Source organism: Mycobacterium sp. 852014-52144_SCH5372336 (assembly GCF_001665615.1).
Taxonomy (GTDB): Bacteria; Actinomycetota; Actinomycetes; order Mycobacteriales; family Mycobacteriaceae; genus Mycobacterium; species Mycobacterium neumannii_A.
Genome location: NZ_LZSW01000055.1, coordinates 268103 through 292116, shown reverse-complemented (window position 1 = coordinate 292116; position 24014 = coordinate 268103). Strand labels below are relative to the sequence as shown.

Here is a 24014-nt window from a genome sequence, read left to right as displayed (position 1 = left end):
CCTGGACATCGTCGAGAAACGACACGATCGGCGCGGGTTTCGGTCATCGCAGCACCCTCTTGGGAAGAGGCGCAACGACATCCAGAGAATCCATACCGCGCTGGCGGCGGGTGCGGGCCGGGGGTGACGCGGACCCCCTAGTCACGCTATGCTAACCGTCGTTCACGTCGGGACCGGCGTTGAACGCGTGGTCGGAAGGAGTCCGGATGCCACACGACCAGCCGGCCATCATCGGTGCCGCCGAAGTCGCTCCAGGAAGAAACGTTCCGTACACCTCCACTGAATTGCATGTGCGCGCCGCGGTCGCGGCTCTCGCCGACGCAGGGGTGGTCCCAGACGAGGTCGACGGTCTCGTGTGCGCCGGGCCGATGACGAACGAGGGTTCGATCTTCCTGTCCGAGGACCTCATGGACTATCTCGGGCTGCACAACCTGAAACTTCAGATGACCTGTCAGCTTGGCGGCGGGACCCATCTGGCCATGACGCGCATGGCGAGTAACGTCATCGCCCGGGGCGAGGCCGAGACGGTGCTGGTCGTGTCGGCGGGCAAGTTTCCACCGATCCGCGATGGCGGGCGCGAACTGATGGCGCTGGTGTGTGACCACGCGTTCGAGATGCCCTACGGACCCTCCGTGCCGGCGCTGTACGGTTTGATCGCGCAGGCCTGGATGCACGAGACGGGACAGGGCAAGGCGGACATCGCCGAGGTCACCGCGTCGCAGGACCGGTGGGCCGCGCTGAATCCCGCGGCGATCGCGCACCGCTCACAACGCCTGACTGTGGAGGACGTGCTGGCGTCCCGCCCGATCGCCGGGCCGTTCCACTTCTACCACTGCTCGATTCCCTGCGAGGGCGGTGGCGCGCTCGTGCTGGGCTCGGCCCGCCGGGCTCGCGCGGGCAAACACCGGCCGGTACACCTGCTCGGGTTTGGAGAGGGTCACACCCACGGTTTTCTGACCTCGCTGGCCCGCCCGGGTCGTACCGGGGCCGCCCGTTCGGGTCCGATGGCCTTCGAGCGCTCCGGACGGGCGCCGGCCGACATCGACATCGCCTTGCTCTACGACGCCTTCGCCTCAAACCCGGCGATGATCCTGGAGGAGGCGGGCTTCGTGAAGCCCGGCGGGGCAGGCGATTTCTACCGTGACGGCCGCGCCGATCCGGGGGGCGACCTTCCGGTGAACACCGACGGCGGCCTGATCCGGTTCGGGCACACCGGGACCTCCTCTGGCATTTCGCAGATCCTCGAGGGTTATTGGCAGTTGTCCGGTCGCGCCGAGGGCCGTCAGGTCTTCGGGGCGGACACCGCGTTCGTGCACAGCTACGGCTCGATGCTGTGCAGTCACGTCAGCATGGTGATGGAGGGAGCGTCATGACCGCAGCTTCGAGTTCCCTCGACGGTCTGCACGATCCTGAGGCGCTGCCGCCGCTGACCGATGTCAACCGTCCCTACTTCGCAGCAGCGGCCCGCGGCGTACTCGTCTTCCAGCGGTGCGCGAACGGCCACCCGTTCCTCTACCCGCGGCTGGTGTGTCCCGTCTGCCATGACGGTGAGTTGGCCTGGGAGACCGCGGCGGGTACTGGTGAGATCGTCAGTTTCGCGCCGGTGTACCGCCCCCCGTGGGACTCGTTCCCGCGCAGCGAGCCGTACGTCGTCGTGCTCGTTCGTCTGGACGAGGGGCCGCAGTTGTTGGCCAGTCTCGAGGGCGTGGCCCCCGATGAAGTTGCGATCGGCGCAAGAGTGCGCGCAGTGTTCGAGCGGGTGAACGAGGACCTTGGGCTGGTCCGATTCAGGCCGGCGGCGTCGTGAGCACGTACGGGGTCTCGGTGCTCGGCGCGGACTTGGCCACCCTTGTCGAGACCGCCGAGGCTACCGACCTCGCCGGCTTCGACGCCGCCTGGGCCTCGGAGTTCTACTCGCGCTCCGGCTCGATCTCGATGGCCGCGATGGCCGCGCGCACAAAGCGCTGCCGCATCGGGTCGTCGATCCTGTATGGCGTCGGGCGCAGCCCGCTCGTGCTCGCCACCGAGGCGCGTGACCTCGACGAGCTTTCAGGCGGGCGCGTCGTGCTCGGGCTCGGCAACGGCACACGCCGCATGATGAGCGACTGGCACGGCGTGGAGGACACCTCCGCTCCCGCTCTGCGCATGGAGGAGCTGGTCCCGCTCGTGCGTCGGATCTGGAACCTGCACGAGGGCCCCGTGCGCCATGAGGGTCGCTTCTATCGGATGAATCTCGTCCCGACCGGCGACGTCGCGCCGCCGCAGCGGGCCATCCCGATCATCACCGCGGGCGTGCGTCCGCGGATGTGCGAGGTGGCAGGGCGCGTCGCCGACGGGTTGGCCGGTCATCCGCTATTCACCACGACCTACGTCGAGGAGGTCGCCCGCCCAGCCGTCGTGCGCGGTGCGGAGCGGGCCGGACGCGATCCCGCCGACATTGAGATCGTCTCGATGGTCATCTGCGCGGTGCACGACGACCCACAGATCGCACGCCGTGAGGCCGCGCAGCAGATCGCGTTCTACTCCTCGGTGAAGACCTACGAACACGTTCTCGATGTGAGCGGCTTCGCCAGGCAGGGGGCGGCGATTCGCGACGCGTTCGCGCGGCGTGACCTGCCGGCCATGTTCGCAGCCGTCACCGACGACATGATCGACGCGATGGCGGTGGCCGGCACCGCCGCCGAGGTCCGAGAAGGGCTGCGCCGCTACGAGGGCGTGCTGGACCACATCGTTCTCTACTCACCCTCGATCGGCCTCGCGCCCGAGCGCATCGCCGAGAACCTAGGCAGCCTCATTCGCGATTGTGCACCGGCCTTCGCCGGCGGGAAAGGTGACCAGAGTGGCTGACGCATCGCTCATCGGGACGCAACTCGGGAGCACCACATTTCCCGTCGACCGGTCCAAAGTGCGCGAGTTCGCGCTGTCCCTCGACGACCACGACCCGATCTACCAGGACGCCGCAGCGGCCCGCGCCGCCGGCTTCGGCGCGATCCCCGCTCCGCCGACCTTCGTCGTCTCCTCGGCTCACTGGCGCGCCGACGACGACATGTTCGGCGCCCTCGGGCTCGACCTGCGACGCGTACTGCACGGTGAGTGCGGCTGGGAGTATTTCGCGCCGGTGGTCGTCGGCGACGAGCTCACCGAGACGCGTCGGGTGTCGAACGTGACCAGCCGCGAGGGCAAGCGCGGCGGCACCATGACAATCGTGACGATCGAGACCGACTTCACCAACCAGCGCGACGAACTCGTCGTGCGCCAGACCGACGTCTTGATCGAAACCGGAGGCTCCACCCAATGACGACATCCCCCGCGCCGGTGGCGTTGGCCGCCGGCGACGAGATGCCGAGCTCACAGTTCGGCCCGCTGACGCGCTCGCACATCGTCCGCTACGCCGGGTCCGGCGGCGACTTCAACCCGATCCACCATGACGAGGAGTTCGCCCGCGCGGCCGGCATGCCCGGTGTGTTCGGTATGGGACTGCTGCACGGCGGTGTGCTCGCCCAGCGGCTGACCGCCTGGGTGGGGCTGGCCAACATCCGCTCGTTCCGCATCCGGTTCACCGGTCAGGTATGGCCCGGTGACCTGCTCAGCTTCGGCGGCAGGGTCACCGGCGTGCGCGAGGCCGGAGGGCAGCAGGTGGCAGACCTCGAACTCGTGGTCACGCGCCAGTCCGGCGAACCCGCGATAAAGGGGAGCGCCGTCGTGCAGGTGGCCCGGTGAGCGCGCCAACGAGCGACGTCACCGGCCTCGGGATGACATTCGGGACCTTCGACGAAGGCCGGGCGTGGGTCGGTCATCGCTCCGAACCGCGGCGTGCGTGGTTCCCGATCGACCGCTCGATGGTGTTGTACTACTGCTCGCTCGTCGAGGACGCGAACCCCCGTTACTGGGAGGGTGAGGACTGCCCGCCCGGGCTGCTGATGAGCCTCGGCTTCGCGCCGCAGTGGGTGCCCGGGTACCTAGCGCGTGCCGACATGATGTTCGCGCTCAGCGTCCCGTTGCCGGGCCACCACATCATCAACGCCTCGACGACGACGGAGTTCGAACGCCGGCCCCGGGTAGGCGATCACGTGTCGATCGTGGAGGAGATCGCCTCGATCTCCGAGCCGAAGACGACGCGGGTGGGCACCGGCGTGTTCATCACCACGGTGAGTACGTTCTCCGACCAGCACGGTGAGGTCATCGGCCGCAACACCAACGTGCTCTTCCGATACGACACCGCCGATAGTGAAGGCGCATCATGAACGGATCCACCGAGCACAGCATGGTCCGCTTCCCCGTGCGGTTCGAGGACATCGCCGTCGGCGACACCCTGACGCCCGTCTCGATCGAGATCAGCTACAAGCGCATCTGCATGAACGCGGCTTCGACATGGGACTGGTTCCCCGGTCACCACGACCCCGACTACGCGCGCAGCCAGGGCCAGCGCACAATCTACCTGTCAACCCTCTTCTTCCATGGCTTCATCGACCGCGGCCTCAACGAATGGGCCGGACCCGACGCGCTCATCCGGCGCCGCAGAATCTCAATGATCCGGTCGATCTACCCGGGCCAGACCGCGACCCTGAGCGGCAAGGTCGTGGCCAAACGCGACGATGGCGGACGGCGCCTCGTCGACCTCGAGTTGCTCGTCTCGAGCGAAGATGGTCCGTGCGTGCCGAGTGAAGCCACCGTTGAGCTGGCCGACCCGTTTGTCGAGGTGCCGGGGTGAACTGCCACTCACATGCGAGACGACGGTGAGGGACGGAGGCTCGGTGGCCGAGCAACCGATTCGCTACGAGGTCGTCGACAGCGTGGCCTGGCTGACGATCAACCGGCCCGAGGCGCGCAACGCGCTGAACAACGCTGTGCGCACGGGGCTTATCGACGCGGTACTCCGCTTCAATGACGACGACGCGGCGAAGGTGCTCGTCCTCACCGGCGTGGGCGATAAGGCGTTCTGCGCCGGCGGGGACTTGAAGGAGATGGCGCAGAACGCGCTCAAGGTGCCCCCGAAGGACTTCGCTCCGCAGTTCGGCCGCAACATCGATGTCGCGAAGCCGACGATCGCGGCCGTCAACGGTGTCGCGTTCGCCGGGGGCTTCCTGCTCGCGCAGCAGTGCGACCTGGTCGTGGCCGCCGAACACGCGACCTTCGCCGTCAGCGAGGTCAAGGTCGGCCGCGGTTCGCCGTGGGCGACACCCCTGTCGTGGCTGGTGCCCCCGCGCGTTGCCATGCAAATCCTGCTGACCGGCGACCCGATCACCGCCGCGCGCGCCCACCAGGTCGGCTTGGTCAATGAGGTGGTGCCGGCCGATCAGTTACGCGAGCGTACCCAGCAGTTGGCGCTCAGCATCGCCGCGAACGCACCGCTGTCCGTGCTCGCGTCCAAGCGCACCGTGTACCTCTCGGCGCAGCACCACCTCGCCGCCGCGTACGACCTGGCCGACGAGATATGGGAGCCGGTCTATCTGAGCGACGACGCGCAGGAAGGCCCGGCGGCGTTCCGCGAGAAGCGCGCGCCGCAGTGGAAGGGACACTGACATGGCGGTGAGCATGCAGTCGGTTATCACCGACATCGAAGCGGAGACGGCAGCCCTACGCGGATTGGTCGCGCCGCTGACCGAAGGTCCGCGCGGCTGGGACGCGCCGACTCCGGCCGTGGGCTGGACGATCCGCGACCAGATCAGCCATCTGGCGTTCTTCGACGACGTCGCGGTGCGCTCGGCCACCGACCCCGACGGGTTCAGCAGCGACTACCTGCCGATGATGGCCGACGGAGCCATCTCACCCGACGTCATCGCCGAGCGCTACCGTCAAATGCCGGCTGCCGACCTGCTCGCGTGGTTCGACACGTCGCGTGCCGCCCTCGTTGCGGCGTTCGCGGACATTGACCCGGCGACCCGCCTGCCGTGGTTCGGGCCGCCGATGAGCGCGGTCTCGTCGCTGACAGCGCGACTCATGGAGACCTGGGCGCACGGCCAGGACGTCGTCGACGCGCTCGGCGCGACCCGCGAGGCCACGGCACGGCTGCGTCACGTGGCCCACATCGGGGTGGGTGCACGCGCGTTCAGCTACCTGGCCAACGGTCTGGACCTGCCCGCGGACCCGGTACGCGTTGAGCTGACCGCTCCGGACGGCAGCGTCTGGACGTGGGGGCCAGCCGACGCGGCCAACCGCGTGAGCGGGCCGGCGCTCGACTTTTGCCTGTTGGTCACCCAACGCCGCCACCGCGACGACACCGCTTTGGTCGCCGACGGCCCGCTGGCCGACCAGTGGCTCGCGATCGCCCAGGCCTTCGCGGGGCCCCCTGGCGGCGGGCGCGTGGCGGGCCAGTTTGCAGGGCGTCAGCGGTGAGCGTCCCGGTCCGCATCGGCAACTGCTCCGGCTTTTACGGCGACCGCATCGCCGCAGCCCGCGAGATGGTCGAGGGCGGACCGATCGACGTCCTGTGCGGTGACTATCTGGCCGAGCTGACCATGCTCATCCTGGCCAAGGCCCAGGCCAAAGACCCGTCCGGCGGGTACGCGCGGACTTTCCTCACCCAAATGGAACAGGTGCTGGGCACCTGTCTCGATCATGGCATCAAGGTCGTCGCGAACGCGGGCGGGCTGAATCCCGCCGGCTTGGCCGCCGCGTTGCGCGAGCTGTCCGCCCGTCTCGGCCTCACCGCGCGCGTCGCTCACGTCGAGGGCGACGACCTACGTGGCGACCTCCACGCAATCACGCCGCCCGTCGGCGACATCAAACCGGTATCGGCCAACGCGTACCTCGGCGCCTGGGGCATCACCGAGGCGCTGCGTTCGGGCGCCGACGTCGTCGTGACCGGCCGGGTCACCGACGCATCCCTGGTCGTCGGTCCAGCCGCCTGGTGGCACGCCTGGGCACCCGCCGACTGGGATCGGCTCGCGGGCGCGGTCGTCGCCGGGCACGTGATCGAGTGCGGCCCTCAGGCGACGGGCGGCAACTACGCGTTCCTGGACGAGATCACGGACCGCCGCTACCCGGGGTTTCCGATCGCCGAGGTCGCCGAGGACGGCTCTTCGGTGATCACGAAGCATCCCGGCACCGGGGGACTGGTCTCAGTCGGCACGGTCACCGCCCAGCTGCTCTACGAGACCGCTGAACCTGCCTACCTCGGCCCCGACGTCGTCGCCCACTTCGACACCATCCGGCTGGCTCAACAGGGTGAGCACCGCGTCGCGATCAGCGGTACGAAAGGCAGTCCGCCGCCGGACACGTTGAAGGTGGCGTTGAATGAGGTGGGCGGCTTCCGTAACACAATGACCATGGTGCTCACCGGCCTCGACATCGGGGCCAAGGCGGCTTTCGCCGAACAGCAGCTCTTCGACGTTCTCGGCGGACGCGACGCCTTCGACGAAGTCGACGTGAGGCTGTTGCGTTTCGACGTCTCCGACGCACCGACGAACGAGCAAGCCTGCGCGCACCTGCGTGTGACGGTGAAGGACGCCGACCCGCGCAAGGTGGGCCGAGCCTTCTCCGGGGGGGTCATGGAGATCGCCCTGGCTGGTTTCGCCGGCTTCCACACCACCACGCCACCGTCCTCGGAGACCGCCTTCGGCGTCTACCGGCCGGCCTACGTAGCGCGGTCGGCCCTCACGCACGTACTCGTCGACGCCGACGGCACACGGCACGAGATCCCCGACCCGCCGACCGGTGCCGTCCCGCCGGCTAGGATCGCCGCGCTCGCGAAGCTGCCAGTGCCGTCCGGGCCGACACGTCGCGCGCCGCTCGGGTCGGTACTCGGCGCGCGGTCCGGAGACAAGGGCGGCAACGCTAACCTCGGCCTGTGGGCACGGGATGACCCTGGGTACGCGTGGGCGCGTGACTACCTCAGCGTCGAGCGGCTGCGCACTCTGCTCGGGCCGGAGACGGCGCACCTGCCCATGGAGCGCTTCGAACTGCCGAACCTGCGCGCCCTCAACGTGGTGGTGCACGGCTTGCTCGGTGACGGGGTGGCCTCCTCGACCCGGCTGGACGCACAGGCCAAGGGGCTCGGGGAATACGTGCGGTCCCGCATGGTGGACATTCCCCAGTCGCTGCTCGACACACACTAAATCCGGTGCGGGGCGCCGTCTACCTGCTGTGTAACCGCGCGGCTGAACAGCGCCGCAACGGCCGCGGCGGCCAGCATCGCCTCAATCGTCGCGTCGTCCAGCGACGCCGGCATGTACGCGGACGCGTTGAGCAATGACAGCACGGCGGCGACCAGGCCCTGTGCGCGCTCACGGTCCAGATCGCCCCGTGCTCGTACGAGTGCCTCGACCCAAAAGGACTCGTAGCTGTGCTGTCGGCGTCGCAGGGCACGGGTCGCCAGCGGCGACAGCGAGCGGTGCTCGCGGGCGTAGACGGCCAACAGGCCGCGTCGTCGCGCGCCGAAGGCCGCGTGCAGGTCGACAAGGGCGTGCAGGACCTCCGTCGGTGTGCCGGCCGTGGTGGCGCGCCGGGCGCCGGCCAGCAGCTCAGTCATGGCGGCGTCGCATAACTCGCGAAGGATCGCGTCCTTGTTCTGAAAGTGCCGGTAGACGGCCGGCCCGCTCACCCCTGCTGCGGCACCGATGTCGTCGATGCCCACGGCGTGAAAGCCTTGCCGCGCGAACAGGTCGGCGGCGGCCTCGAGGAGCAGTTTGCGGCGCAAACCGGCCACTTTCAGGCCTCCTGTCGATTTGTGGTTACGTTGTTCGCCGTCCGATCCGCTGGGCTGGGATCCTACCGACGCTGGGGTTGCCTGCGTCGGCACCCGCCGCACCGAATCGAGGGAGGTGAACGAAACCGCTAGCCCCCGCCGATGCTGTCGATCCTTTTCTCAGTTCATGATTTAGGGGCCCTGCTCCGAACCCGCGATGTGCAGCGGCACGACTCAGCGCAAAACGACTCCGCCCTCGATGCCCGTGAACTGCGCGCGCAGCTCGGTCTTGAGCAGCTTGCCGGTGGCGTTGCGCGGCAGTTCGGCGACGAAGTGCACGTCACGCGGACACTTGAAGTGTGCCAGCCGCTCCCGGCACCACGCCACGATCTCCTCGGCGCTCGGCGCCTGCGTCGCCGGGTCGGCAACCACGACCGCGACGACGCGTTCGCCCCACTTCGCGTCCTTACCGCCGATCACGGCGGCGTCGAACACCGCCGGGTGGCGGAAGAGGACCTGCTCGACCTCGATCGGGTAGACGTTCTCGCCGCCGGAGATGATCATGTCCTTCTTGCGGTCGACGAGGGTGATGAAGCCCTCCGCGTCCATGCGCCCGAGATCGCCCGTGTGGAACCAGCCCCCGCGCAACGCCTCGGCGCTCGAATCGGCCTTCATCCAGTAGCCGGTGAACACATTCGGACCGCGCACGATCAGTTCGCCCACGGTGTCGGTCGCGACGTCGCGGTCGTCGTCGTCGACGATGCGGGCGTCGACATGCATCGCGACGCGGCCGATCGACCCGGCCCGCGTGCTGATGTTCTCGGCGTCGAGGACGGTCACCAGGGGAGCGGTCTCGGTCATGCCGAAGCCCTCGGTGAAGGGCACGCCTCGCTCGCGCATGAAGTCGATGACCGTGAGGGGGACGGGCGACCCGCCGCCCATGGCGAAACGCAGCGCAGACAGGTTGAAGGAGTCGAAGTCGGACACCTGTGTGAGAGCGGTCCACATGGCCGGCACCATGAACTGAACCGTGACGTGGTGGTCGGCCATCGCCTGCAGCGTAGCTCGCGGCTCGAAGGACGGCATGATGACGCTGGTGCCGCCGACGTAGAGCAGCGGCAGGGTGTGTACTCCCAGCCCGCCGATGTGGAACAACGGCGCCACCGCGACGGTGACGTCCTCGCCCCGCAGGCCGATGTCGGTGCCGAGGACGTTGATCGCGTTCCATAGCAGGTTGTCGTGGGTGAGGATCGCGCCCTTGGGTCGGCCCGTCGTCCCCGACGTGTACATGATGAACGCGGGGTCGCTGCCGTCGACGTCACCGTTGAGCGGTTCGGGCGCGGCGCCCGAGACGACGTCTTCGTAGCCGAGCTCGCCCGGCGCCGGCGCCCCACCGGCGCGTACGACATGGCGCACGCGGACTCCGGACTCGGTGACGGCGCTCTTGGCCTGCGCGGCGAACGGCTCGTGGAAGACCAGAACATCGGCGCCTGAGTCGGCCAGGATGTAGCCGATCTCGGGTCCGGCAAGGCGCACGTTGAGCGGAACTGCAAGTGCGCCGATTTTGGCGCAGCCCAGCAGCACCTGGATGAACTCGGTCGAATTGACCAGCAGCATCGCGACCCGATCGCCCTTGCGCACGCCGAGGGCGATGAGTGCGGCGGCGACCTGGTTGGTGCGCCGATCGAGGTCGGCGTAGGTGATGTGCGCGCCGTTGCTGATCAACGCGGTGCGCCCGCCGTTGAGGAAGGCGCGCCGGGTCACCCACTGACCGATGCCGAGTTGCATGCGATTCCCTTTCCGTCCGCGGCGACTCAGTAGGACGCGGGCAGTTTCAGGCTGTGCTGCGCCACGAAGTTGAGGATCATTTCGCGGCTGATCGGCGCGGTGCGCATGAGCCGGGCCGGACCCCACAACGTGGCGAGGCCGTACTCGGTGGCCATGCCGTTGCCGCCGTGGGTCTGAATCGCCTGGTCGAGCGCCAGGATGCCCGCCTCGGCTGCGGCATATTTCGCCATGTTCGACGCCTCACCCGACCCCGGATCGCCGGCGTCGTGCAGGGCGGCGGCACGCTGGGTCATCAACCGGGCCAGCTCGACCTGGATCTTGGCGTGGGCGAGGGGGTGCGATACGCCCTGGTGCGAGCCGATCGGCGCTCCCCACACGTGGCGGTTGCGGGCGTAATCGGCGGCTTTATCCAGCGCGTAACGGCCGATGCCGTTGCCGAGCGCTGCCCCCATGATTCGCTCCGGGTTCAGGCCCATGAAGACCTGGCGCAGGCCCTCGTTCTCCGTGCCGATAAGGTTGGCGGCCGGCACGCGGACGTCATCGAAGAATAGAGTGAACTGCTTCTCTGGAGTGACCGCCTGGACCGGGATGAGTGACTTGGTGAGCCCGGGGACATCGGTGGGCACGACGAGCAGGCTGAGTAGTCCGCGACCACTGTCGTTGGTAGACGTTCGGGTGACGACCAGGATCGCTTCGGCTTCGTCGACACCGGAGATGTAGTACTTGGTGCCGTTGATGACCCAGTCGTCGCCGTCGCGTTTCGCGGTCGTGGAGATGTTGTGCGAGTTCGAGCCCGCGTCCGGCTCGGTGATTGCGAATGCCATGATCGTCTCGCCGCTGGCGATGCCCGGCAGCCACTGCTGCTTGAGTTCCTCACTGCCGAATGCCTGGATGATCGTGCCGCAGATGGTTGGCGAGACGACGGTCATCAGCAGCGGGCAGCCCGCCGCGGCGAGCTCCTCACCGACGATCTGCAAGTCGTAGATGCCGCCGCCGCCGCCGCCGTACTGCTCGGAAAGGTTCACCCCGAGGAAGCCCTGTTTGCCCACGGCCTGCCACAGCTCGGTGCTCTTCGCGCCGGCCAGCGATTTTTCCAGGTAGTACTCGTGTCCGAAGTCCTTGGCGATCTCGGCGACCGCCTTGCGCAGGTCCTGACGTTCCTCTGTCTCGTGCAATTCCATGACACTCCTCACATCGGTATCGACGCGCCACCGATCGGGAGCGCGCCGGGTTCATTAGAGCTCGGTGGCGTCCGACGCCACTTCACCGCCGTCCACCGCCTCGACCACGGCGAGGACGTCACCGCTCGAGACCTGATGGCCGACCTGGACCGGCAGGGCGCTCAGCACCCCGTCGATCGGGCTCGCGACGGTGTGCTCCATCTTCATCGCCTCCAGGACGACAAGGGTTTGGCCCGCCGAGACCGTCTCGCCCTCGGCGACCGGTAGTCGGATCACCGAGCCCGGCATCGGCGCGGTGAGCGACCCGGGCGGGTTGAGAGTGCTCGGGTCGACGAAGCGTGGCGCCAGCCGCAGGGCGGAGTAGCCGGCGACCGAGTCGAGGTGGGCAACATCGCCGTCGAGGACGACATCATAAGTGCGGCGCACCCCGTCGACGCGCAGCACCACCCGCTCGCTACTGCCCTCGACAACCTCGACGTCGGCCAACGGCTCGTCGTCGACCTGCAGGCAGGTCCCTGTCGAACCTAACGTGTACCCGACGCGCACTTCGCGCCCACCCTGGGTCTGCCAGGTCGTGGTCTGCGGCTGCGAAGGGTTGTTGCGCCAGCCGGCGGGCAACGTGGCCTGCAGAGTTGCGACGGCACGCCGCGCGGCCACCCCGGCCACGGTCGCCGCGACGGCGTGCAGGCGCTCGGACTGCGTGTCTGGGAGGGCAGCGCCGAGTTGGGCGACGTCGTGTCGGTCAAGGAACCCAGTGTCGGTGCCCCGCCCGGCGAACTCGTCATGGCGCAGGACGCGAACAAGCAGGTTGCGATTGGTGGTCACGCCGTGAATACGGGCGCCGGCCAGCGCCGCCGAGAGGCTGGCAAGTGCCTCGTCGCGCGTTGGTGCCCACGCGATGACCTTGGCCAGCAGCGAATCGTAGTAATGACTGATGACCGAACCGGCACGAAAACCCGAGTCAACCCGCACGCCGGCAAGCGCCGGGACATCCAAGGTGCGCAGGGTGCCGGTACAGGGCCGGTAGTCATCGGCCGGATCCTCGGCGCACAGACGGGCCTCGACCGCGTGACCGCGAATTCGCGGGTTGTGCATCTCCTCAGGCAGCGGGCGGCCCATGGCTACGAGCAGCTGGGCACGCACCAGGTCGAGGCCGGTGATCAGCTCGGTAACCGGGTGCTCGACCTGCAGCCGGGTGTTCATCTCGAGGAAGGCGAAGGAGTCGGCTTTGCCATCCTGAGCGGCGTCGTAGACGAACTCGACCGTCCCGGCGCCTACGTAGCCGACGGCGCGCGCGGCGGCGATGGCGGCCTCGCTCATCCGAGCGCGCAACGCGTCGTCGACGACCGGTGACGGCGCCTCCTCGATCACCTTCTGGTGTCGACGCTGCACGGAGCACTCGCGCTCGAACAGAGAGACGACGTTTCCGTGCGTGTCGGCCATGATCTGGATCTCGACGTGGCGTGGGCGCTGGACGTAACGCTCGAGGAAGACGGTGCCGTCGGCGAACGCGGCGGCGGCCTCACGCGAAGCGGAGGTGACCGCTTCGTCGAGCTCGTCCGGCGACGCGACAATGCGCATGCCTCGGCCACCGCCGCCGGCGCTGGCCTTGACCAGCACGGGGTAGCCGACGTCGGCGGCCAGCTTCGCCAGCTGCTCGGCCGATAGCCCCGTCGTGTCGCCACCGGGCAGCACAGGCACCCCCGCGTCGGACATCGTCTTCTTGGCCTGCAGCTTCGAGCCCATCGCGTCGATCGCCCCGGGCGGCGGACCGATGAAGACGAGGTCGGCGGCGGCACAGGCGCGCGCGAACCCGGCGTTTTCCGAAAGGAAGCCGTAGCCGGGGTGTACTGCGTCCGCGCCGGTGAGCGAGGCAGCGGCGATGATCCGGTGGATGTCGAGGTAGGTCTCAGCGGCAGACGAGCCGGGAAGGTGCACGGCCTCGTCGGCGTCGGCGACGTGCCACGCGTCGGCGTCGGCGTCGGAATAGACCGCGACGGTGGCGATGCCGAGATCGCGGCAAGTGCGGAACACCCGCCGCGCGATCTCGCCACGGTTGGCGACCAGGACCTTGCGGATCTTGGGCATCGCCATCACATCCGGAACACGCCGTAGCCACGCTGGCCACGGACCTCGCCGTTGTGGATCACCGACAGGCAGAACCCGAGAACGGTCCGCGTATCGCGGGGATCGATGATCCCGTCGTCGTAAAGTCGGCCGCTGTTGGCCAGTGCGACGGATTCGCGCTCGATCTGTTCCTCGACGGCGGCGCGCATCTGGGCGTCGGCCTCCTCGTCGAAGGGCAGCCCGCGGTCGGCGGCGGACTCGCGCGCCACGATGGACAGCACTCCGGCCAGTTGCGCCGGACCCATCACGGCCGACTTCGAGTTAGGCCAAGCGAATAGGAAACGCGGCGAGTACGATCGCCCGCACATGCCGTAGTTCCCGGCACCGTAGGACGCACCCATGGTGATGGTCACGTGGGGGACCGTGCTGTTGGATACGGCGTTGATCATCTTGGCGCCGTCCTTGATGATGCCGCCCTGTTCGTACTCGGCACCGACCATGAAACCGGTGGTGTTCTGCAGGAAGATGAGGGGGGTGTCGATCTGATTTGCCAGTTGGATGAACTGCGAACCTTTCTCGGCCTCCTCACTGAACAGGATGCCCCGTGCGTTGGCGAGGATGCCGACTGGGAAGCCGTGGATCGAGGCCCAGCCGGTGACGAGTGACGTGCCGTAGAGAGGTTTGAACTCGTCGAAGGCCGAGCCGTCGACCACTCGGGCGATGACGTCGCGGGGGTCGAAGGGCACCTTCGGATCGACCGACGCGATGCCGAGCAGCTGATCGGGGTCGTGCACCGGTGGGTGCGGCGGCGTGGTGGGTCCGGGGCCGTTCTTCCGCCAGTTGAGCCGCGCCATGATGCGACGGCCGATGCGGATCGCATCCTGCTCGTCCTCGGCCATGTAATCGGCCAGCCCCGAGGTGCGGGCGTGCATGTCGGCGCCGCCGAGCGACTCGTCATCGGAGACCTCGCCCGTGGCCATCTTGACCAGCGGCGGACCCCCGAGGAACACCTTGGAACGGTTGCGAACCATCACGACGTAGTCGCACATGCCCGGGACGTACGCACCTCCAGCGGTGGAGTTGCCGAAGACCAAGGCCAGTGTCGGCAGCCCCGCTGCGCTGTGCTGTGTCAAGTCGTGGAACAGCTGTCCGCCGGGCACGAAGATGTCTGCCTGTGTGGGCAGGTCGGCGCCGCCAGACTCGACGATGTTGATGATGGGCAGTCGGTTCTCCCGCGCGATGGCCATGCCGCGGAACACCTTGCGGAAGGTATAGGGGTTCGATGCGCCGCCGCGGACGGTGGGGTCGTGGGCGATGATCATCGACTCGATGCCCTCGACTACGCCGATGCCGACCACCACGCTACCGCCGACGGGGAACTTACTGCCCCAGGCGGCGAAGGGACATAGTTCGAGGAACGCCGTGTCGGGGTCGAGCATCAGCTCGATGCGCTCGCGGACGAGCAGCTTGCCCCGCTTGCGGTGGCGCGCAACGTATTTCGCGCCTCCGCCGCCGTTGACCAGCGCCAGTTGCTCCACGATGGTGTGGAGTTGCGCGCTCAGTCCTTCGCGGTTCTTGAGATACCCGGGCGCGGTGTCGTCGACCCGGTCGGGCAAGACCTGTACCAAAATTTTCCCTCCGGGCGAGCATCGACGTCATCTGCTAGGCGCTGGTGTTAGCCGCAATTAACATCAGGTGACAACGGCGGCAGGGCTTGCGTCAGATTTGTTTCCCGCGCCGCGATTCCGTCGAAGCGCGATGGATCGAAGCGGTGCGCTTCGCTGCAGATCGAGCGATCAAAGGAATTGACTGCGGGCGCGACGGCACACACAGGGCCCTTGCTAGGTCGTATCGAGTTCCTCGTCCGGCGCGCGTGGAGTCTACGGTCGCGATCTCGGGTGAACGCCAGCAGTGATTATCAGCGTCGCGCCATGCGCCTCAGCCAACCGAGTCGTATATAAATCCGGGTCGGTCAGAATCTATCGGGTCTCGTCAACTGCGGCCAGCCGCGGAGCGGCCTGATCAGGCGCCTGCCCGAGGGTATATAGGCCGAGACTGCCGAGAAACCCCGCACAGTGCTCGATAAGCATTTCAGTCGAGAGGTTCAGTTGTCCGTCTATCCAGCGACGGAGTATCTCGAACAGGCCCCCGACACCGTAGGTGGCGGCGAGATCTGCGACTTGAAGCACCTCGCTGGGTATATCGAGGTGCAAGCGGGCCTCTCTGAGCACCAGCTCCGCAAAATCGGTCATCAGCTCGCTTCGCAGCTGCCGAAGGAGGGGTTCTGCGCCCGATTCGACAAACAGTATGCGGGCCATGCTGGGATCGTTCTCGATCACCTGAACCAGGGCCTTGATCGGAGCGTAAGCGAGTTCTTGAGGAGCAACCGTGTCGTCCGGAATGGCGCTGGTTATCACCGCCTGGAAGGTGGCGGAGATCTTGGCAAATACCGCGCGCAAGAGTGCGTCTCGGTCGCGAAACTGCTGGTAGAAGTACCGGCTCGTCACTCCTGACTTCGCACACACGGCGGTCACGGTGCACGCGGTAGCTCCGTGGGTGCCCATGATTGAGACCGCGGCATCAATCAACATCACGCGGCGCTGCGCATCGCGTTGAGCTGCGGACAGCCCGCCATAAACACGTGCTGGACTCATGTCCTACAGTCTGGCAGTCTTATCTGACAAGGCATAAAGTCAGATCCAACTTCGAGGAAGGACCTCCAGTGTCGGAAGATCAAGCCCGGACCAGGACCCGCGTGCTGCCAAAACCCAGGCGTGTTCGTTTTCCGATGCCGACCTCCACGAAGCGGCAACACTTCGTGGATGGCGACCTGGTGATGAGCCATTTCATCTCGGTGCTTTCTGCGACGTTCCCGGAAGGCGAGGATTTCTTCATCCGCTCGGTCAGGAACTTCCAGAGCTCCATCGACGATCCCCAATTGGATACAGCGGTCAAGGGTTTCATCGGACAAGAGGCCACACATCGACACCAGCATCGTCTCCTCAACGAGCGACTCCAGGTCATGGGGTATCCGACGGCGCGAATCGACCGTCATGTCGCACGCCTGATCAAGCGATTGGAACGGCGCTTTTCGCCGGAAATGCGGCTGTCCATGACCTCCGCGTTGGAGCACTACACCGCTACGCTGGCAGAAATCATTCTTACCAGCGAAGACGCCCAGAAGCTCATCGGACAGACAGAGGTTCGACCGATTCTGCTGTGGCATGCCTTCGAGGAGTCGGAGCACAAAGCGGTTGCCTTCGATGTCTATCGGCTCGTGGGAGGAACCGAGCGCACCCGTGTACGCGGCATGCGGATCGCTTCAGTAATTCTGTTCGGCGAACTCATTCTGCAGACTGCCCTGTCCATGGCCGCTGACAAAGCCTCATATAACCCGGTCACGTTGGTGCGCAGTCTGTACCGCTTCAGTCGCACCCCGATGTTCACCGCCGATGCGCTGCGGCGTTTCCGTTCCTACAATCGCCCGGGTTTCCATCCTGATGATTGGGACAGCGCCGCGGTCCTGGAGCATTGGAGCAAAGAACTGTTCGACCAAGACGGTTCACAGCGAGTTATCGCTTCGTCGGGATAGCAAAGATGCGGAAGTGCGGCGACGCAGGAGCACCGTTCCTGCGTCGCTCCTTCCGAACAGGGTGCGACGCGTCGGTCGACTCACGGATTCGGTGCTCGGTGGCCGGTGAAGGTGGCGGTCGGACCCGCAAATGCGGTTCGCAGCGATCGCCACGGGGCTGGCTGGCCCTGTTGTGAGCCTCGATCAGTCGCTGATGACATAGCGTTGAGCCAGGGTTTCAGCAAGTCTGCTGGTGTGCGCGACCACTTCTTTCTCGGTCACCGCAAGCAAACCGGAGTGCCAGGCGGTGATGACTTCGACGAATCCCCCGACAGCGATCAGGGTGTCCATGCGAAGGGCTATCTCGTCGGCATCTTGTCGGAGGTGTGGCCGGCTTGCCTCAACGACCAACTGCGTTGCTTCCTGTAGCGCCACGGCGCGGCGGTCTTGTAGCGGTGAGCTACCGACATGCTGAGCGAGGAGGATGCGTGCCCGGCCCGGATCGCGTGCGATCCGGTCGACCACGATGGTGATCGCCGCGGTGATGGTTTCGATCGGCGGCCGATTCGCACGCTCGTTGAAGAGCGCGGCGACCTCGCCGAGCATGTCATTGCGGACGCCATCCCACGCAGCAACGAGCAGCTCATCGCGCGTCTTGAAGCCCTCGTAGAAGTATCGATCGTTCAGCCCTGTGCGGGCGCATACGCCGCGCATAGTGACCGCGGCCCAACCGCTCTCACTCCAAATCTCGGTTGCGGCCTCGATCAATTGCTGCCGTCGCTCGGCACGACGCTCGGCCCCGGTCCGACCACCCCAGCGCTTGTTTCTCGACCGCACCTCTCCATCTTGACAAGGTGCTCGTTCCACCACCAAACTGGTGGCATGCGACACCAATGGTGGCTGGTGCCCCCAGATGAGAGTTTCCCCACAGCAGACGTCCATGTCGCGACCCGAAAGGCAGACGGATGAGATTGCTGCCCTTCGGCGGCGCACCAGGCAGAACGCACCGCGCCGATGCAGTCGTCACGGGCGCAGGAAGCGGTATCGGCCGCGCATTCGCCGTGGAGCTTGCGCGCCGAGGTGGACGCGTGGTGTGCGCCGACAAAGATCCCGTCACTGCAAAAGAGTCGGCAGAGTTGGTGAGGCAGGCTGGCGGCGAGGGCTTCGACATCGCATGCGATGTCACCGATCTTGAGCAGGTCCGCAACCTCGCTGATGTGAGCGAAGACTGGTTCGAGAAGGCTGCGAGCCTCGTCATCAACAACGCCGGAATCGGTGCGGGCGGCAACCGCATCGGCGCGACGTCGATCGAGGACTGGAACGCGGCGATTTCTGTCAACCTCTGGGGCGTTATCTACGGCTGCGAGACTTTTGTGCCTCGGCTCCGCAGCAATGGGCATGGCGGAGTCATCAATGTGGCGTCGGCAGCGAGCTTTGGCTCGGCCCCTCGGATGGCGGCTTACAACGTGAGCAAGGCCGGGGTGCTCGCTCTGTCGGAGACATTGGCGGCCGAACTGAGCGGTACTGACATCAACGTCACAGTGCTTTGCCCCACCTTCGTGAAGACGAACATCGTCAACAATCCTCAAATCGACGAGGCGGCTGCAAGACTCGCGGCCAACCTGATGAAATGGACCGGCATTTCGCCACAGCACGTTGCTCGAACGACGTTGAACGCGCACGATCGCGGACAAATTTATGTAGTACCCCAACTCGATGCCAAAGTCTTGTGGCAACTCAAGAGAGCCCTACCCGGCCCCTTTGCTCGCACGCTGGGCCTCGTGGAGCGCATGGCCTCATGGAACGATTCAGCCGAGTAGAGGAGCAGGGAAAATGGCTTTCGCATACAGTGACATGCTCGAGACAATCAAAAACAAGCAATGGGCTCTTGCCGATATCGATTGGAACGCCCCTGGCGCGGAACTGATCACCGATGAACAGCGTCCCAAACTCAAGCAATTCATGTCCGACGTGGTGTGGATTGAGCATGTTGGAGCACGTGCCTTCGCCGCGATGGCTCCAAAGGCGCCATTCGAAGCGCTCGGAGACATTTACCGTTACTTTCACGCCGAGGAGCAGCGTCACGCCAATGCCGAACTTGCCTTGATGCGTCGCTGGGGCATGCTCGAGGAAGGCGAGAAACCGGTCCCGAACAAGAATATTCGGCTGGTCATCGAATGGCTGGACCGTTATGCGGAAGCCCTGCCCCTGACCGTCATCGGGGCCGCGATTCCGGCACTGGAGACTGCGCTCGATGGAGCGCTGCTGAAGTTTCTCCTCGATGAGGTTGACGACCCTGTGTGCGGGGAGGTGTTCAACAAGGTCAACAGCGACGAATCAAGGCATCTCGCGGTTGGCTTCCAGGTCTTGAATGACCTGGGCGCCAGCCCGATGCGAATCCACGCCATCCAAACTGCGGGTGCTCTTGTCGACCCGCGCATTCTCACCGGCGCGTTGCTGTATATCCCGCTCCTGACGCGCATGTTGATGAATCTCAACGCTATGGGTCTGTCCGAGGAGAAGTTATACAACGCAGTGACGCGGTATGCCAATGTCGGCGATCGCAGTGAGCATACGCGGAGGGTGCCCGGCTATCACATCTTGAAGGCGCACATGTCGTCGTCCATCAAGCGGTCCCAGCCTCTGCACTTCGTGTCTCAGCGCCTTGGCAATGCGATCGATGTTTTCCCTGTTCAGATTTTCGGTCGGCCGCCATCCTGGACGGACGAACTGACCTACGAACCGGTTGCCAAATGACAGGCACCACGACGACGTTGATCGTCGGCGCCGGGTTCGCAGGTATCGGTGCGGCGATCAGACTGCTTCAAGAGGGCACGGATGACTTCGTCATCCTGGAACGGTCAGATCGCGTCGGAGGCACCTGGCGAGACAATACTTATCCCGGTGCGGCCTGCGATATTCCCTCGCTTCTCTACTCCTACTCGTTCGAGCCGAATCCGGGCTGGACTCGTACCTACTCGGGGAGCGCTGAGATCCTCGAATATATCGACGATATGGTCGCCAAGTACGATCTTGCCCGGTTCATCCAGTTTGATACCGACGTGACTGCCTTGGAATTCGATGAGAGTGCCGGCATCTGGATGGCCGACACGGCAGATGGAAAGCGGTATCTCACCCGGTCAGTTGTGATGGCCAGTGGACCACTTGCCAACGCCAGCTTTCCCGATATTCGGGGTATTGACTCGTACGGTGGAAAAAAGATCCACAGCGCTCGATGGGACCATGGCTACGATCTCGGCGGTAAGAGGGTTGCAGTCATCGGGACAGGCGCGAGCGCGGTTCAGATCATTCCCGAGCTCGTAAAGTCGGCTGCCTCGGTCAAAGTCTTCCAGAGAACGCCCGGCTGGGTGTTGCCCAGGGTGAACTTCAGGCATCCGGCCTGGGCGCGTTCGACCTTCACACACCTGCCGGTGAGCGAACAAGCGCTCCGCGACGCGTGGTTTTGGGCCCACGAAGTGATGGCAGTGGGTATGGTCTGGAACACCGCCGCGACGTCCGCGATACAGCTGGCGGCCAAGGCTCATCTCCGTCGGCAGGTGAAAGACTCCTGGTTGAGACGTCAGTTGACGCCCCATTTCAGGCCTGGATGCAAGCGCATGCTCATGACCAGTGATTATTACCCTGCGCTACAGGCGGATAACTGCAAGCTGATCAGCTGGCCGATCGCCACATTGTCACCCAACGGTGTTCGGACCGCCGACGGTGTCGAGCACGAAGTGGACTGTATCGTATTTGCCACTGGCTTCGATGTGGCCAAACGTGGCACCCCGTTCCCGATTAGCGGCCTCGGCGGTCGGAAGCTCGGCGATGAATGGTCTCAGGGGACATTTGCCTTCAAGAGCGTGAGCGTGGCCGGGTATCCGAACTTATTCTTCACTTTCGGACCGAATTCCGGGCCAGGCCACAACTCGGCGCTCGTATATATGGAGGCTGCAATTGACTATATAGTCAAGGCGATCAAGCTCCTTCAGCAAAATGACATCGGCACTTTGGATGTGAGGGAGGATCGTCAGGACCGCTATCACTCCGAAATTCAGCGCCGCCTTCGACGAACGACTTGGAATTCGGGGTGCAGCAGTTGGTATTTGACCGAGGACGGCTACAACGGCACGATGTACCCAGGTTTCGCGACCCAGTTTATGAGAGAACTATCCCGCTTGGATCCTCATGATTACGTGATAACCCGGCGCGACGATACACACGTCGAGCTGACGCAATCACTCTGAATACAAGTTTGCAAGGCTGACCGTCAGAACGGTGAAATACAGGAATGGATCGCAAGTCCGACCGTAATTACGAGATAATTATCATAGGAGCTGGATTTTCCGGCATCGGGTCTGGCATTAGCTTGATGAAGGCGGGATTTACCGACTTCTTGATGGTTGATGACGCCGATGGCGTAGGTGGTACGTGGCACTGGAACACCTACCCGGGTATCGCTGTCGATATACCGTCGTACAGTTATCAATTCTCATACGAAATGCGGCCCTCTTGGTCGCGCACGTACGCCCACGGCAATGAGCTCAAAGCCTATGCCGAGCGATGTGTTGAAAAGTATCGGCTCTGGGACCATATTCGTTTCAACACAACCATTACCGAGGCTTGTTTCGACGAGAACGCAACACGGTGGCATTTGACCAGTGCCAATGGTGAGGAGTTCACGGCACGCTTCGTGATAAATTGCTCCGGCGTTCTCAGTCGGCCAAAGTGGCCTGAAATCAAGGGGGTGCGAGATTTCGCCGGCGTTACGCTCCACACGGCTAGATGGGACAATGCCAAAGATCTCAGCGGGAAGAGGGTTGCAGTAATCGGTACCGGTGCATCGGCGGTGCAACTGATACCCGAAGTCGCAAAGAAAGCAGAGAGTCTGACGGTATTTCAGCGAACTCCAATTTATTGTCTGCCGAAGCCAGACTTCCCCATACCGACGTGGGGTGGAAGGCTTCTACATTTCCTGCCGGGGGCACAATTGGCGACCAGGACCGCCAGCCAGGCGTTCGTGGAAATCACTTTCCCAATCGCCGCTCACTTTCATACGGTGATACCGTTCGCCGATGTCATGGAGAGCGCCGCAAAGCGGTACATGCGGCGTGAGGTCCATGACCCGACGACGAGAGAACAACTCATTCCGCGCTACTCGTTGGGCTGTAAACGACCCAGCTTCCACAATTCCTATCTCGCAACGTACAACCGGTCCAACGTTTCGCTCGAGACGAGCGGCATAACCCATATCGACCATGCATCCGTCCATACTCGAGACGGCAAAGCTCATCCCATTGACGTCTTGATCCTGGCCACCGGCTTCAAAGTGATGGAGTCGGGCAACATGCCAACTTACGTATTGAAGGGACGCGGCGGGCTGGAGCAGGCTACATGGTGGGACGAGCATCGACTGCAGGCCTTCGAAGGGGTGAGCGTCCCGGGATTTCCGAATCATTTCAACATCTTCGGCCCGTACGGCTACAACGGTTCCTCGTACTTCACGCTCATCGAGGCGCAGAGTCGGCACATCGTCCGGTGTCTTCGTCGCGCGCGGGCGCTGGGTGCTAACTGCGTGGAGGTCAAGAAGGAGGCGAACGACCGTTATTTCGCCGAAGTGCTAAGGCGGCGTCACAGACAGGTTTTCTGGCAGCCGAGCTGTTCCAATGCCAACAGCTACTACTTCGACAGGCACGGTGACGTTCCACTCCGTCCATCAACGACTCTGGAGACCTATTGGCGGAGCCGCACCTTTCGCCTCTCGGACTACCGATTCGAGAATCGGCCCGAAGAGGTGTGTCCCCGGTGACCAGAATGGATGCCCCTGACTGGCAGCCCAGTCTTGCCAGTCATCTCGTCGCGATGTCCTCGCGAACCACGCTGCGGCCACTGGCGCAGCTGATGCCATCAAACGCCTACGGACTTGCGGTGATGGATCGCGTGCTTCGAACAGCGCTCGTAGCCTCACGGCCTCGGCGCGGCGTCACAGTGCGCAAGGTTGACACTGTATTCGCCGGAGGCCCGGTTCGTGGGGACTGGATCACCACGCCTGCCATTAATCCGCATGCCAACCCTTTGCTGTACATCCACGGCGGCGCCTATTCTATGTGCTCGCCGGAGACGCACCGCGGTCTTCTTGGTGAACTCGCCTCGGCGAGCGGGCGCCCCATCTTCGCAGTGAAGTATCGTCTTGCCCCGCGGTATCCCTATCCCGCAGCCGCGGACGATGCGCTGAATGCGTATCGCTGGCTTACCAGCGGAGGGTCCCCGGGTTCTTGTCAGCGCACCGTCGCGGTTGCCGGCGATTCAGCGGGCGGTCAGCTCACGATGGCCACGGCCTTGGGCGCACGTGCAGTTGGATTGCCGCTCCCTGATGCGATGCTGCTGATGTCTCCCGTCCTGGATCTCAGGTGCGAACTTGCCAGAGCGCGTGAAATTCGCCGCCGGGATCCTTTTGCCTCCGCTCAATCAGCGGCGCGCGCTCTTGACCTCTACGTAGGTGGCGCAGATCGCGGAGATCCGCGCCTCAGCGTGCTTGACGCGGACCTCACCTCGATGCCGCCGATCCTCATTCAGGTGGGCGGGAGAGAAATGTTGATCGATGACTCGCGCCGTCTCGCCGAGCGACTTCAATCAGCTGGATCCCACGTCGAGATCCAGGTATACCGGGGACAGATCCATGTATTCCAGGCTATGTTCCGGATTCTTCCCGAAGCCCGAGACGCGATTCATCGAGCGGGACGCTTCCTTGAAGCCTCGGAAGTCAGGTGAAAGTGTCCGA

The 24014-nt window shown here is 64.9% G+C and carries 23 protein-coding genes; 16 read left to right on the top strand and 7 right to left on the bottom strand.

Annotation, left to right across the window (positions count from 1 at the left end; translation table 11 throughout):
* Positions 1-206: 206 nt before the first annotated feature.
* From A5759_RS18430 to A5759_RS18385, 10 genes are read left to right on the top strand one after another with little or no spacing between them, the layout of a single operon-like run.
* The gene (locus tag A5759_RS18430; protein WP_005110553.1) at positions 207-1373 is read left to right on the top strand and encodes a thiolase family protein; all 1167 of its coding nucleotides are present in this window, start codon (positions 207-209) and stop codon (positions 1371-1373) included.
* Positions 1370-1807, top strand: coding sequence for a Zn-ribbon domain-containing OB-fold protein (locus tag A5759_RS18425; protein ID WP_005061010.1), 438 nt, complete (start codon positions 1370-1372; stop codon positions 1805-1807). The genes A5759_RS18430 and A5759_RS18425 overlap by 4 nt, the downstream gene beginning before the upstream one ends.
* A complete protein-coding gene (locus A5759_RS18420; RefSeq protein ID WP_005086613.1) occupies positions 1804-2847 on the top strand; it encodes an LLM class flavin-dependent oxidoreductase in 1044 nt (347 codons plus the stop codon). Before A5759_RS18425 ends, A5759_RS18420 begins: the two co-directional genes overlap by 4 nt.
* On the top strand, positions 2840-3298 hold the full coding sequence (locus A5759_RS18415) for a MaoC family dehydratase N-terminal domain-containing protein (protein ID WP_005086612.1): 459 nt from the start codon (positions 2840-2842) through the stop codon (positions 3296-3298). Before A5759_RS18420 ends, A5759_RS18415 begins: the two co-directional genes overlap by 8 nt.
* Complete coding sequence (locus A5759_RS18410) at positions 3295-3720, top strand: dihydroxy-acid dehydratase (RefSeq protein ID WP_005086611.1); 426 nt, start codon at positions 3295-3297, stop codon at positions 3718-3720. The genes A5759_RS18415 and A5759_RS18410 overlap by 4 nt, the downstream gene beginning before the upstream one ends.
* A gap of 32 nt (positions 3721-3752) precedes the next feature.
* The gene (locus A5759_RS18405) at positions 3753-4244 is read left to right on the top strand and encodes a MaoC family dehydratase N-terminal domain-containing protein (RefSeq protein ID WP_005115562.1); all 492 of its coding nucleotides are present in this window, start codon (positions 3753-3755) and stop codon (positions 4242-4244) included.
* Entirely contained in the window at positions 4241-4711 is a 471-nt protein-coding gene (locus tag A5759_RS18400) for a MaoC/PaaZ C-terminal domain-containing protein (RefSeq protein WP_005086609.1), read from the top strand. The genes A5759_RS18405 and A5759_RS18400 overlap by 4 nt, the downstream gene beginning before the upstream one ends.
* Positions 4712-4754: 43 nt before the next feature.
* Positions 4755-5522 carry an enoyl-CoA hydratase/isomerase family protein gene (locus A5759_RS18395; RefSeq protein WP_005086608.1) on the top strand — a complete coding sequence of 256 codons (768 nt, stop codon included), beginning with the start codon at positions 4755-4757 and terminating at the stop codon, positions 5520-5522.
* A 1-nt stretch (position 5523) separates the two neighbouring features.
* Positions 5524-6336 carry a TIGR03084 family metal-binding protein gene (locus A5759_RS18390; RefSeq protein ID WP_005116473.1) on the top strand — a complete coding sequence of 271 codons (813 nt, stop codon included), beginning with the start codon at positions 5524-5526 and terminating at the stop codon, positions 6334-6336.
* A complete protein-coding gene (locus A5759_RS18385) occupies positions 6333-8057 on the top strand; it encodes an acyclic terpene utilization AtuA family protein (RefSeq protein ID WP_005110557.1) in 1725 nt (574 codons plus the stop codon). Before A5759_RS18390 ends, A5759_RS18385 begins: the two co-directional genes overlap by 4 nt.
* On the opposite strand, the gene A5759_RS18380 is transcribed toward A5759_RS18385, so the two are convergent.
* The 6 genes from A5759_RS18380 to A5759_RS18355 form a co-directional block, all read right to left on the bottom strand.
* Positions 8054-8647 (bottom strand): TetR/AcrR family transcriptional regulator, encoded by a 594-nt coding sequence (locus A5759_RS18380; protein ID WP_005086604.1) that lies wholly within the window; start codon positions 8645-8647, stop codon positions 8054-8056. The genes A5759_RS18385 and A5759_RS18380 overlap by 4 nt on opposite strands.
* A 213-nt stretch (positions 8648-8860) precedes the next feature.
* Positions 8861-10414, bottom strand: a complete 1554-nt coding sequence (locus tag A5759_RS18375; RefSeq protein ID WP_005086603.1) for a long-chain fatty acid--CoA ligase — start codon at positions 10412-10414, stop codon at positions 8861-8863.
* Between the two features lie 26 nt (positions 10415-10440).
* Complete coding sequence (locus A5759_RS18370) at positions 10441-11595, bottom strand: acyl-CoA dehydrogenase family protein (protein WP_068200068.1); 1155 nt, start codon at positions 11593-11595, stop codon at positions 10441-10443.
* A gap of 54 nt (positions 11596-11649) precedes the next feature.
* Positions 11650-13683: a biotin carboxylase N-terminal domain-containing protein gene (locus A5759_RS18365; protein ID WP_005116476.1), complete on the bottom strand. Its 2034-nt coding sequence runs from the start codon at positions 13681-13683 to the stop codon at positions 11650-11652.
* Positions 13684-13688: 5 nt separating this feature from the next.
* A complete protein-coding gene (locus tag A5759_RS18360; protein WP_005086599.1) occupies positions 13689-15290 on the bottom strand; it encodes an acyl-CoA carboxylase subunit beta in 1602 nt (533 codons plus the stop codon).
* Between the two features lie 351 nt (positions 15291-15641).
* A complete protein-coding gene (locus A5759_RS18355; protein ID WP_005086598.1) occupies positions 15642-16316 on the bottom strand; it encodes a TetR/AcrR family transcriptional regulator in 675 nt (224 codons plus the stop codon).
* A 68-nt stretch (positions 16317-16384) separates the two neighbouring features.
* Here A5759_RS18355 and A5759_RS18350 point away from each other — a divergent pair, with 68 nt between their 5' ends.
* Entirely contained in the window at positions 16385-17254 is an 870-nt protein-coding gene (locus A5759_RS18350) for a metal-dependent hydrolase (protein WP_005086597.1), read from the top strand.
* A gap of 183 nt (positions 17255-17437) precedes the next feature.
* Here A5759_RS18350 and A5759_RS18345 read toward each other — a convergent pair whose 3' ends face one another.
* Entirely contained in the window at positions 17438-18001 is a 564-nt protein-coding gene (locus A5759_RS18345) for a TetR/AcrR family transcriptional regulator (RefSeq protein ID WP_005131302.1), read from the bottom strand.
* Positions 18002-18198: 197 nt separating this feature from the next.
* Between A5759_RS18345 and A5759_RS18340 the strand changes: the two genes are divergently transcribed.
* Genes A5759_RS18340 through A5759_RS18320 form a run of 5 tightly spaced genes read left to right on the top strand, consistent with a single transcriptional unit; the run spans position 18199 to position 24004 of the window.
* A complete protein-coding gene (locus A5759_RS18340; RefSeq protein WP_068200066.1) occupies positions 18199-19053 on the top strand; it encodes an SDR family NAD(P)-dependent oxidoreductase in 855 nt (284 codons plus the stop codon).
* 13 nt (positions 19054-19066) lie between these two features.
* Positions 19067-19990 (top strand): hypothetical protein, encoded by a 924-nt coding sequence (locus A5759_RS18335; protein ID WP_005086594.1) that lies wholly within the window; start codon positions 19067-19069, stop codon positions 19988-19990.
* Complete coding sequence (locus A5759_RS18330) at positions 19987-21480, top strand: NAD(P)/FAD-dependent oxidoreductase (protein ID WP_068200063.1); 1494 nt, start codon at positions 19987-19989, stop codon at positions 21478-21480. The genes A5759_RS18335 and A5759_RS18330 overlap by 4 nt, the downstream gene beginning before the upstream one ends.
* Before the next feature lie 44 nt (positions 21481-21524).
* Positions 21525-23042: an NAD(P)/FAD-dependent oxidoreductase gene (locus tag A5759_RS18325; protein ID WP_068200060.1), complete on the top strand. Its 1518-nt coding sequence runs from the start codon at positions 21525-21527 to the stop codon at positions 23040-23042.
* Positions 23039-24004, top strand: a complete 966-nt coding sequence (locus tag A5759_RS18320) for an alpha/beta hydrolase (RefSeq protein WP_012296509.1) — start codon at positions 23039-23041, stop codon at positions 24002-24004. Before A5759_RS18325 ends, A5759_RS18320 begins: the two co-directional genes overlap by 4 nt.
* Positions 24005-24014: the final 10 nt, after the last annotated feature.